This window comes from Rhizobium phaseoli (assembly GCF_001664385.1).
Taxonomy (GTDB): Bacteria; Pseudomonadota; Alphaproteobacteria; order Rhizobiales; family Rhizobiaceae; genus Rhizobium; species Rhizobium phaseoli.
In genome coordinates this window covers 3,632,138-3,642,500 of record NZ_CP013532.1, presented here as the reverse complement: position 1 = coordinate 3,642,500, position 10,363 = coordinate 3,632,138, and the positions used below count along the sequence as shown (strand labels likewise).

Below are 10,363 nucleotides of genomic sequence, written 5' to 3'. Positions count from 1 at the left end.
CGGCGGCAAAGTTGTCTTCTTAGAAGAAAATAAAAGTTTGCATCGGCTTTTTGCCTGATGCCTGTTCTGCATACATTGTGAAGAGAAGATTGATCTGGAGGCTTCCAGGTGTTGTGGGTTTTGGCCCAAAACGTCCGAGCCCAGTTCTTGTGAAACCATGGATGGCCTAGCCGGCCGGAGATGGTGGAGGGGCTGGAGGTAGGTCGGAAGCTTGTCGCTCTGGATCGTTTATTGTTCGTGGCTTTCGGGCCTCGTCTGATGAACGATCGGATTACCGTTGCCTGACCGCGCGGTATCGGATCATATCTCGAGAAGCTGGTCTTAAGACCTGACACAAGCGAGCTGCTCGGCGTAGCTCCAATAAAGTGCTCAGGTCGAACACGTCGATGGCATTGTTGGATTGGCTGGGTTGTAAAAGGTAACCCGGTCTGTTGCCGTTCCTTTGGGATGGCGGCGAGATGATGAGCATTGGCAATGAGAACGATTAAGTGTCGTAAGGGCATTTGGTGGATGCCTTGGCATGCACAGGCGATGAAGGACGTGATACGCTGCGAAAAGCCGTGGGGAGCTGCGAATGAGCTTTGATCCATGGATCTCCGAATGGGGCAACCCACCTTAAATACCTAGAAAATCTGTTTTGTTGCTTTGGTTGCGAGGGACTTCCTTCGTAGCGCAAAGCGCGTCGCCGGTCGTCCGGCGCGCCGTCCGCAGGCCTTCGGCCGTGAGGACAAAACAGGTTTCTAGGTATTGTTATAAGGTATCTGCACCTGAATAAAATAGGGTGTAAGAAGCGAACGCAGGGAACTGAAACATCTAAGTACCTGCAGGAAAGGACATCAACCGAGACTCCGCAAGTAGTGGCGAGCGAACGCGGACCAGGCCAGTGGCAATTGTGATTAAAGTGGAACGCTCTGGAAAGTGCGGCCGTAGTGGGTGACAGCCCCGTACGCGTAGATATCACGATTGTCCTAGAGTAGGGCGGGACACGAGAAATCCTGTCTGAACATGGGGAGACCACTCTCCAAGCCTAAGTACTCGTGCATGACCGATAGCGAACAAGTACCGTGAGGGAAAGGTGAAAAGCACCCCGACAAGGGGAGTGAAATAGAACCTGAAACCGGATGCCTACAAACAGTCGGAGGGGGCAACCCTGACGGCGTACCTTTTGTATAATGGGTCAACGACTTAGTGTAACAAGCAAGCTTAAGCCGGTAGGTGTAGGCGCAGCGAAAGCGAGTCTGAATAGGGCGATATAGTTTGTTGCATTAGACCCGAAACCGAGTGATCTAGCCATGAGCAGGTTGAAGGTTGGGTAACACCAACTGGAGGACCGAACCCGCATCTGTTGCAATAGATTGGGATGACTTGTGGCTAGGGGTGAAAGGCCAATCAAACTCGGAAATAGCTGGTTCTCCGCGAAATCTATTTAGGTAGAGCGTCGAGCGAATACCCCCGGGGGTAGAGCACTGGATGGGCTATGGGGACTCACCGTCTTACTGATCCTAACCAAACTCCGAATACCGGGGAGTACTACTCGGCAGACACACGGCGGGTGCTAACGTCCGTCGTGAAAAGGGCAACAACCCTAACCTCCAGCTAAGGTCCCCAAGTCATGGCTAAGTGGGAAAGGATGTGAGGATCCCAAAACAACCAGGATGTTGGCTTAGAAGCAGCCATCATTTAAAGAAAGCGTAACAGCTCACTGGTCTAAATAAGGGTCTTTGCGCCGAAAATGTAACGGGGCTGAAGCCATGCACCGAAGCTGAGGATGTGTAGCAATACACGTGGTAGCGGAGCGTTCCGTAAGCTGATGAAGGGAGACCCGTGAGGGCTCCTGGAGGTATCGGAAGTGCGAATGTTGACATGAGTAACGATAAAGAGGGTGAGAGACCCTCTCGCCGAAAGACCAAGGGTTCCTGCTTAAAGTTAATCTGAGCAGGGTTAGCCGGCCCCTAAGACGAGGCGGACACGCGTAGTCGATGGGAACCACGTTAATATTCGTGGGCCTGGTGGTAGTGACGGATTGCACAAGTTGTTCTGGTTTATTGGATTATCAGGGCAGCGGAGCGGTTCCAGGAAATAGCTCCACCGTATAGACCGTACCCGAAACCGACACAGGTGGTCAGGTAGAGTATACCAAGGCGCTTGAGAGAACTATGTTGAAGGAACTCGGCAAATTGCACGCGTAACTTCGGAAGAAGCGTGACCCCATTTTAGGCAACTATGATGGGGTGGCACAGACCAGGGGGTAGCGACTGTTTATCAAAAACACAGGGCTCTGCGAAGTCGCAAGACGACGTATAGGGTCTGACGCCTGCCCGGTGCTGGAAGGTTAAGAGGAGAGGTGCAAGCTTTGAATCGAAGCCCCAGTAAACGGCGGCCGTAACTATAACGGTCCTAAGGTAGCGAAATTCCTTGTCGGGTAAGTTCCGACCTGCACGAATGGCGTAACGACTTCCCCGCTGTCTCCAACATAGACTCAGTGAAATTGAATTCCCCGTGAAGATGCGGGGTTCCTGCGGTCAGACGGAAAGACCCCGTGCACCTTTACTATAGCTTTACACTGGCATTCGTGTCGGCATGTGTAGGATAGGTGGTAGGCTTTGAAGCGGGGACGCCAGTTTCCGTGGAGCCATCCTTGAAATACCACCCTTATCGTCATGGATGTCTAACCGCGGCCCGTCATCCGGGTCCGGGACAGTGTATGGTGGGTAGTTTGACTGGGGCGGTCGCCTCCGAAAGAGTAACGGAGGCGCGCGATGGTGGGCTCAGACCGGTCGGAAATCGGTCGTCGAGTGCAATGGCATAAGCCCGCCTGACTGCGAGACTGACAAGTCGAGCAGAGACGAAAGTCGGTCATAGTGATCCGGTGGTCCCGCGTGGAAGGGCCATCGCTCAACGGATAAAAGGTACGCCGGGGATAACAGGCTGATGACCCCCAAGAGTCCATATCGACGGGGTTGTTTGGCACCTCGATGTCGGCTCATCGCATCCTGGGGCTGGAGCAGGTCCCAAGGGTTTGGCTGTTCGCCAATTAAAGCGGTACGTGAGCTGGGTTCAGAACGTCGTGAGACAGTTCGGTCCCTATCTGCCGTGGGTGTAGGAATATTGACAGGATCTGTCCCTAGTACGAGAGGACCGGGATGGACATATCTCTGGTGGACCTGTTGTCCTGCCAAGGGCATAGCAGGGTAGCTATATATGGACGGGATAACCGCTGAAGGCATCTAAGCGGGAAACCCACCTGAAAACGAGTGTTCCCTATCAGAGCCGTGGAAGACGACCACGTTGATAGGCCGGGTGTGGAAGTGCGGCAACGCATGAAGCTTACCGGTACTAATAGCTCGATCGGCTTGATCGTTCTCATTGACTGTGCTCATCTCAGGGCGAATGCAAAGCATTCGTCCCGACAGAGCAAAGGCGTCAGCCTTTGCGACGGGCCCGGCAAACACGCTAGTGTTTGTCCGGTTTGAGCCTTTGACGTGTTTAGACAAGCAGGCCTTCGGCCTGCGCCAGCTTCTCAAATCAATAAGTTGCGCTTTGCCGACCTGGTGGTTATGGCGGGGTGGCTGCACCCGTTCCCTTTCCGAACACGGCCGTGAAACGCCCCTGCGCCCATGGTACTTCGTCTTAAGACGCGGGAGAGTAGGTCGCTGCCAGGTCTGCAAAACGCAACTTCTTCAAAATCTTCTCTGCACAAACAACGGCATTCGCCGTCAAAAGGCCGCCCACAAAGCGGCCTTTCGTGTTACAATATCCCGCGGGGTGGAGCAGCCCGGTAGCTCGTCAGGCTCATAACCTGAAGGCCGCAGGTTCAAATCCTGCCCCCGCAACCAAACAAATAACCCGCCTCGTGCGGGTTTTTTGTTTGGTAACGAGTCGAGGATTTAGCGCCTCTTCAGGGGCCCGCAAGGAGGCAAAGCCGACGAAGCGGGACAGAAAACTACAAATCCTGCCCCCGCAACCAAATCTCCATAGCTGCCCAAAGCCCGCATCACGCGGGCTTTTTTGCTTCCAAAGCACGTCTGAGCAAATCGCCGGCACGAGGACTTCATCTTGTCGAGGAAGGCCAGATAGGTGCCGGCAATGATCAGCTTCAGATGGTTCGCAACAACCACCTTTTCGTCCCGAAGTGGCGCAATACAGAGACGTACGCATTGAACCAGTCGTCTCGAATGTCACTCGGACACATCATCGCCAGCGACGACATAACTGTAATGGCATTGTAAGAGGTGCGTCGCCGTTATACCATGTAGCCTGACAAGGGGTACAAGTGCTCAGCGTATAGCCGGAGCCAAAGTCCGGTTGTGCGTTTCAACCCGATGAATAAGTAGCCGCGGATCATGGAACTTATCGTCGCCTTTGGCCTGATCGTTTTCAAGGTCGCGTTGCTGATTGCGATCTTGCTGCTGTTGCCCTTGCCGCTGACCTGGCTGGAACGCAAGATCGCCGGGCATATGCAGCAGCGGATGGGGCCGATGCGCGTGGGATGGCATGGGCTCCTGCAGCCGGTGGCGGACGGAATCAAGCTCTTAACCAAAGAGGATCACATCCCGGCCGAGGCCGACCGGTTCCTGTTCAAACTGGCGCCGATCCTGGCGCTTGCTCCGCCTTTTGTGGTGTTCGTCGCAATCCCCTTCGGCGAAACTATCTCGGTGCGCGGCACCGAGATCACGCTCTACGTCTCCAACATGAACGTGGCGCTCCTTTTCGTCTTCGCGGTGATCGGGATCGAGGTCTTCGGCGTCATCTTCGGCGGCTGGGCCGCTAACAGCAAATACGCGGTCCTCGGCAGCCTCAGGACCTGCGCGCAGATGATCAGCTACGAGATTCCGATGGGGTTCGCGGTGATCGGGGTGGTCATGCTGGCGCAATCCATGAGCCTGCTGGACATCGTGCGGGCCCAAACCGATGTCTGGAATATCGTCTACCAACCGGTCGGCTTCTTCGTGTTCTTCGTCGCCGGACTGGCCGAAGCGCAGCGCATTCCCTTCGATCTGGCGGAAGCGGAAGGCGATCTGGGGGCCGGGTTCCATACCGAATACAGCGGTATCCGCTTCGCATTCTTCATGGTTAGCGAATATGTCATCGTATTGCTGGTGTCGGTCTTGTTGGTGATCCTGTTCTTTGGCGGCTGGAACGACGTATTGGTCCCCATGCCACCGCTCCTCTGGTTTCTGCTCAAGGTCGCATTCTTCGTCTATTTGTTTATATGGTTCCGCTTCACTTTCCCCCGCTATCGCTACGACCAACTGATGGCAATCGGATGGAAAGTCTTGCTTCCTCTTTCGATGGCGAACATAATTATCACTGGCGTACTTTTAGGAGCCGCAGCGGCTCCGTAGCGAGGCGGCGATGTCGCGCGCACAAGATAGAATTGGGACATGGATCGGCTGGACGTTTTTCGCCGATCTGGCGAATGCCTTGACTCTGACCCTCGGCTACATGTTTGCCAGACCAGTGACCATGCAGTACCCGGACAGGGAAAAATGGTTGCCCTATTCGCGCTACCGCGGGCATCACTTCCTGAAGCGTGACGAAGAGGGCGAGATCAAATGCGTGGCCTGCGAACTCTGCGCGCGGATCTGTCCCTGCGACTGTATCGAAGTCGTCCCCTACGAGGACGAGAAGGGCAACCGGCACCCGGCCAAATTCGAGATCGACACGGCTCGCTGCCTGTTCTGCGGGCTGTGCGAGGACGCCTGCCCAGCGGATGCAATCGCGCTTGGCCAGCAGTACGAATTTTCGAGTTTTTCCTCAGCCGACTTGGTGATCGGGCGCGACGACCTGCTCGCCAAGCCGGGCAAGGCGGCAACCGGCGGCGGCGTGGTTACCGCACACCTGAATACAAAGAAGGACGTGCTCGTCGAGACGAAAGAGATGCAGGGCTACAACTGGTGGCGGAATATCCGGCGAACGTGAACGCGCGCCATCCGTGAAGCCGGAGCGCGCAGACAGGAGGCTCAGATGCTTGTCGGCGAAATTATGAAGAACAAGGGGGTCGGTGTCATCGCGGTCGCTCCCGATCAGACGATGGTGGAAGTCTTGAGGCTGTTTCGCGACAACAATATCGGCTTCGTCGTGGTCAGCCAATCGAACGACGAATACCTGGGTTCGCTATCGGAGCGGGATTGCTGCAATGCGGTGGCAGAATACGGGGCCGAGGCGGCGATGATGCGGGTCGCGGATGTCATGAACCGCAATGTGGCGACCTGTTCGACTCGGGATTTGCTACCGGTCGTGATGGGGATCATGACCCAGCGGCGTACGCGCCATGTGCTGGTCATGGATGGGGGCGATGTTGTCGGCGTAGTCAGTATCGGCGACGTGGTTAAACATAGGCTCGACGAAGCGCAGCGCACAGAGCAGGATCTGCAGGATTACATCTGCGGGACCCGGTATCACTGACGTCGCCAGCTTGATGTGAGGACTCTGGGGCAGGGCAGCTTGCGGGAGGCACGGCGCCCCGACCCCAAATCTTCAGACCCCACGCCAGATCCGGCTCGTGCGGTCGACCTCCAGGGTGGCATGCACCTTCTGGACCTCCACCGGGCATGGGTATTCCCCTCGCCGCATTAAGCCGTTGAGACGCAAGGCTCTATAGTTTTCCGGAACGAAGACGAGGCCCTCGGGGAACCGCCCGTCGACCCTGAGCTGCGCCGTCAGTTTGCCCTGGGCGGAACGCACAATGACCTGATCGCCATCCGAAAGGCCAAGCTGTGCGGTATCCTGCGCGCTCATCGCGACATAGGGATCATTGGCGACCGTGTTCAGGATGTCCGACCGTTCGGAAAGATACCCGTTGTGGAACAGGCAGTCGCCGGTGATCAGCATGAGCCGGTCGGCTGCTGCCGGGACGGGCGGCGGCGCGAAGAACCTGGCCGCCGGTGCTGTCGGCACCGCCTGGGTGAATGCGCCGTCGGCGCCAAGTCCGTCCTGAGTCAATCCCTGATAGGCCGGAACCAGCCGTGCAATCTCGTCGAAAATTTCGCCCGGTGTCGACGGCCGCAATGCCTGGTTGCGAAGCGCCGCGACGAAGTCGAAGATCGCCAGATTGCTCCGCGCCTCGAAGGCGGGTTCGCGGAATTTGCGGACCTTCTGGATGCGGCCCTCGTTGTTGGTGAACGTGCCGGTTTCCTCGCCATAACCCGCCGCGGGCAGGACGACCTCGGCAAGACCCGCTGTATCCGTGAGGAAGGCGTCCTGCACGATCAGGAGATCGGTGGCGCCAAGCGCCCGCGTCACGAAATCCCGGTCGGGATAGGCGATCAGAGGGTCAGTTCCAACGATGTAGAGAGCGCCCATTCGCCCGCCGACGCAGAGCTCCAGAATGGCGTCGAGATCCGCGCCGGGTTCAGACGGGATTTCGGCGCCCCAGTTCCGCGAAAGCGCTGTGCGCACCACGTCGTCGTCGGCGACCGCCCGCAGCCCCGGCAGCGCCGTCGGCAGTACTCCCATGTCCCAGGCGCCCATCTGGTTGGCACGGTCGAAGAGGAACTGCATCGCTAGGCCCTTGCCGAGCAGCTGGAGAACGTGCAGCAGGTTATTGATCTGCTGCAGCGTCGCGCGCGCTTCGGGTGATCTGAGGAGGTCGACGCTGACAAGCACGGTGACGCTGCGGCCTTCCTTGAGTGCCGCGGCCAGACGATCCGGCCCGTCAATGCCGGTTTCCGCCGACGGCCTGCCGATTGTCGCGCCGATGCCCGCAAGAACGTTGCCCGGCAAGGCCTCACCAACTGTCGCTACGAGACCGGCCACCACTGCCGCGAGGCTCGCCGCTTCTCCGCCCGGCGGCACGCGAACCACCACCCTGGCATCGGCGTCCAGACGGGATGGCCGCGCCGAGAGCATGAGCAATCTTGTCTGCCGCCGCCGCACGCCATCCCGCAGCAGGTATTCGGTGACCGGGTTCTCCTCGGTGACGTTGCCGCCGACGACGAGCACGCAGTCGTTGCCGATCACTTCGTCCAGCGGTGCGCGGCTGTTGAAGGCTGCCATTAGCGGGCCGAGCGTATCGAAGGGCGTGGACCAGCGTGACGAGCAATCAATGCTGTTGGTCCGAAATGCCGTCCGCATCAGCTTCTGAAATTGATAGAGTATCTCGTTGGGTAGGCGCGGCGAGGCCAGCCCGGCGACAGCCTTGCCCTCGACGGCCGACAGCCGCCTGCGCAGATAGTCCCCAACCTCATCCCAGGAAACCGGAACCAGGGCGCCATCACGACGGATCATCGGTCGCTTGATCCGGTCCCGGCTCGCGACGAAATCGAGGCCGAAGCGTCCCCGAACGCAGAGCACTTCGCGGTTAAGCCCCTCGTCCCACTTTGAGCGCACCCGCATGAACTCGCCCTTGCGCGTGCCCACCGTCAACCGACAACCGGTGCCACAATGCGGGCAGACCGTGTCGGTCTCGGTGAGATCCCAGGGCCGCGCTTTGTAGCGATAGGGGAAGCTCATCAGCGCGCCAACCGGGCAGACCTCGACGCAATTGCCGCACTGGTCGCAGCTTGCGAGACTGCCCTCGAAGCCGGTGACGGCGGTATCCATACCTTTTTCGATGGTGCCCAAGGCGACCGCGCCAACGACCTCCTCGCACATCCGGACACAGCGTTGGCACTGGATGCAGCGGTTGACGTTCATGATGATGACCGGGCTCAGGCGGATGTCCTCGGAGTGGAACACACGCTTGTCATCGCGGAATCGGCTCTCGCGGGGCCCGTAGGCCATCACCATGTTCTGAAGCTCGCATTCGCCGCCCTTGTCGCAGATCGGGCAGTCGAGGGGGTGGTTGGCGAGCAGCATGTCGAGCATGGAAGCGCGCGTTTCCTCGATCAGAGGCGTGCTCGCCCGCACCACCATACCCTCGGTAACGGCTGTGGCGCAGGACGGCTGCAGCCGCCGCTGGCCCTCGATCTCCACCAGGCACATGCGGCAGGAGGCCAGCGGCGGCAGACGCTTCAGATAGCAGAAGGTTGGGATATCGATGCCCAAACGCCGGGCGGCCTGCAGCACCGTCGAGCCAGCCTCAACGTCCAGCGTTCGTCCATCGATCGTAATGCTAACCATACTTCCTCGCAGTCCGGCCGCGGTGCAGGCCTTCAGTGAAAGGGGCACCGGTGGTCCTCAATATGGGCAACGAACTCAGCGCGAAAATGCGCGAGTGCCGCCCGCAACCCCATCGCCGCCCCGTCGCCCAAAGCACAAAACGTGTTGCCGAAAATGCCCTTGCAAAGCATGTCCAGCTGCTCCAGATCGCCAGGTGCGCCATCCCCGGCCTCGATCCGGCGCAGGACCTTCACGACCCAGTTCAATCCTTCCCTGCATGGCGTGCATTTGCCGCAGGACTCATGATGGAAGAATTCGATGATCCGCGTCGCGACCTTGACCATGCAGGTCGAGTCGTCGATCACGATAACGCCGGCCGAACCGAGCATCGAGCCGGCGGCAGCCAGCGAGTCGAAATCCATCCCGACCTCCAGCCCGTGCTCCGGTATAACAGGCGCTGAGACCCCGCCCGGGATCACCGCCTTGATTCTGCGTCCCGGCAGCACGCCGCCGGCGTGGTTCTCGACCAGTTCGCGCAGCGCTATGCCCATCGGCAACTCATAGAGGCCGGGTTTGCGCACCTGCCCACTGAGGCAGTAGAGCTTCGGGCCGGGGCTCTTTTCCGGGCCGATGCCTCGAAACCAGTCCGCCCCCCGCATGACGATATGTGGTACGCAAGCGAGCGTCTCGACATTGTTGATCACTGTCGGGCTGGCGTAGAGCCCGGCCACGGCCGGAAATGGCGGCTTCAATCGCGGCTGCGCCCGTTTGCCCTCGAGCGACTCGAGCATCGCAGTCTCTTCGCCGCAGATATAGGCGCCGGCGCCGCAGTGGATGTGTACGGCGAAATTGAAATCCGAGCCCAGAATGCGCTTTCCGAGATAACCCTTTGCGTGGGCCTCGGCGATCGCCTGCTCCAGACGACGTATCGCTGTCACATATTCTCCGCGAATGTAGACATAGGCGGTTTCGGCCCCAATCGCGTATGCACTGACCGCCAACCCCTCGATCAGTTGATGCGGGTCGCGCTCCATGATGATCCGGTCCTTGAAGGTGCCCGGCTCGCCCTCATCGGCGTTGCAGCACAGATATGTCGGCTTGCCGGTCCGCTTCGGCACGAAACCCCATTTCATGCCCGTCGGGAATCCGGCACCGCCGCGACCGCGCAGGTTGGACCGTTTGACGAGGTCGATAACCTCGTCAGGCGTGTTTTCGCGCAGCACCTTGGCCAAAGCCTGGTAGCCTCCGCCGGCCTCGAAGGTGGAGAGCAGATGCCCACCCCGAACATCGACATTCTTGAGGAGGATCGGTTCGAACATGA

The 10,363-nt window shown here is 58.8% G+C and carries 5 protein-coding genes, 1 tRNA gene and 2 rRNA genes; 6 read left to right on the top strand and 2 right to left on the bottom strand.

Annotated elements, in window-relative coordinates:
* Nucleotides 1-482 precede the first annotated feature (482 nt).
* The 6 genes from AMC88_RS17565 (at nt 483) to AMC88_RS17540 (ending at nt 6,408) form a co-directional block, all read left to right on the top strand.
* Nucleotides 483-3,361: ribosomal RNA gene (locus AMC88_RS17565) — 23S ribosomal RNA — on the top strand.
* A 186-nt stretch (nt 3,362-3,547) separates the two neighbouring features.
* A 5S ribosomal RNA gene (gene rrf / locus AMC88_RS17560) occupies nt 3,548-3,662 on the top strand.
* Between the two features lie 97 nt (nt 3,663-3,759).
* Nucleotides 3,760-3,836 (top strand) — tRNA-Met (locus AMC88_RS17555).
* Nucleotides 3,837-4,343: 507 nt separating this feature from the next.
* Nucleotides 4,344-5,345, top strand: coding sequence for an NADH-quinone oxidoreductase subunit NuoH (nuoH, locus tag AMC88_RS17550; RefSeq protein ID WP_064825571.1), 1,002 nt, complete (start codon nt 4,344-4,346; stop codon nt 5,343-5,345).
* Nucleotides 5,346-5,355: 10 nt separating this feature from the next.
* Nucleotides 5,356-5,922, top strand: coding sequence for an NADH-quinone oxidoreductase subunit I (locus AMC88_RS17545; RefSeq protein ID WP_012485044.1), 567 nt, complete (start codon nt 5,356-5,358; stop codon nt 5,920-5,922).
* A gap of 45 nt (nt 5,923-5,967) precedes the next feature.
* On the top strand, nt 5,968-6,408 hold the full coding sequence (locus AMC88_RS17540) for a CBS domain-containing protein (protein WP_004675803.1): 441 nt from the start codon (nt 5,968-5,970) through the stop codon (nt 6,406-6,408).
* Between the two features lie 72 nt (nt 6,409-6,480).
* On the opposite strand, the gene nuoG is transcribed toward AMC88_RS17540, so the two are convergent.
* Together nuoG and nuoF are read right to left on the bottom strand one after the other, a co-directional pair.
* The gene (gene nuoG / locus AMC88_RS17535; RefSeq protein WP_064825570.1) at nt 6,481-9,063 is read right to left on the bottom strand and encodes an NADH-quinone oxidoreductase subunit NuoG; all 2,583 of its coding nucleotides are present in this window, start codon (nt 9,061-9,063) and stop codon (nt 6,481-6,483) included.
* Nucleotides 9,064-9,095: 32 nt separating this feature from the next.
* The gene (gene nuoF, locus AMC88_RS17530; protein WP_064825569.1) at nt 9,096-10,361 is read right to left on the bottom strand and encodes an NADH-quinone oxidoreductase subunit NuoF; all 1,266 of its coding nucleotides are present in this window, start codon (nt 10,359-10,361) and stop codon (nt 9,096-9,098) included.
* Nucleotides 10,362-10,363: the final 2 nt, after the last annotated feature.

Coding starts and splice junctions, on each gene's coding strand:
- nuoG (WP_064825570.1), bottom strand. CDS start 9,063: ATGGTTAGCATTACGATCGATGGACGAACGCTGGACGTTGAGGCTGGC.
- AMC88_RS17540 (WP_004675803.1), top strand. CDS start 5,968: ATGCTTGTCGGCGAAATTATGAAGAACAAGGGGGTCGGTGTCATCGCG.
- AMC88_RS17545 (WP_012485044.1), top strand. CDS start 5,356: ATGTCGCGCGCACAAGATAGAATTGGGACATGGATCGGCTGGACGTTT.
- nuoF (WP_064825569.1), bottom strand. CDS start 10,361: ATGTTCGAACCGATCCTCCTCAAGAATGTCGATGTTCGGGGTGGGCAT.
- nuoH (WP_064825571.1), top strand. CDS start 4,344: ATGGAACTTATCGTCGCCTTTGGCCTGATCGTTTTCAAGGTCGCGTTG.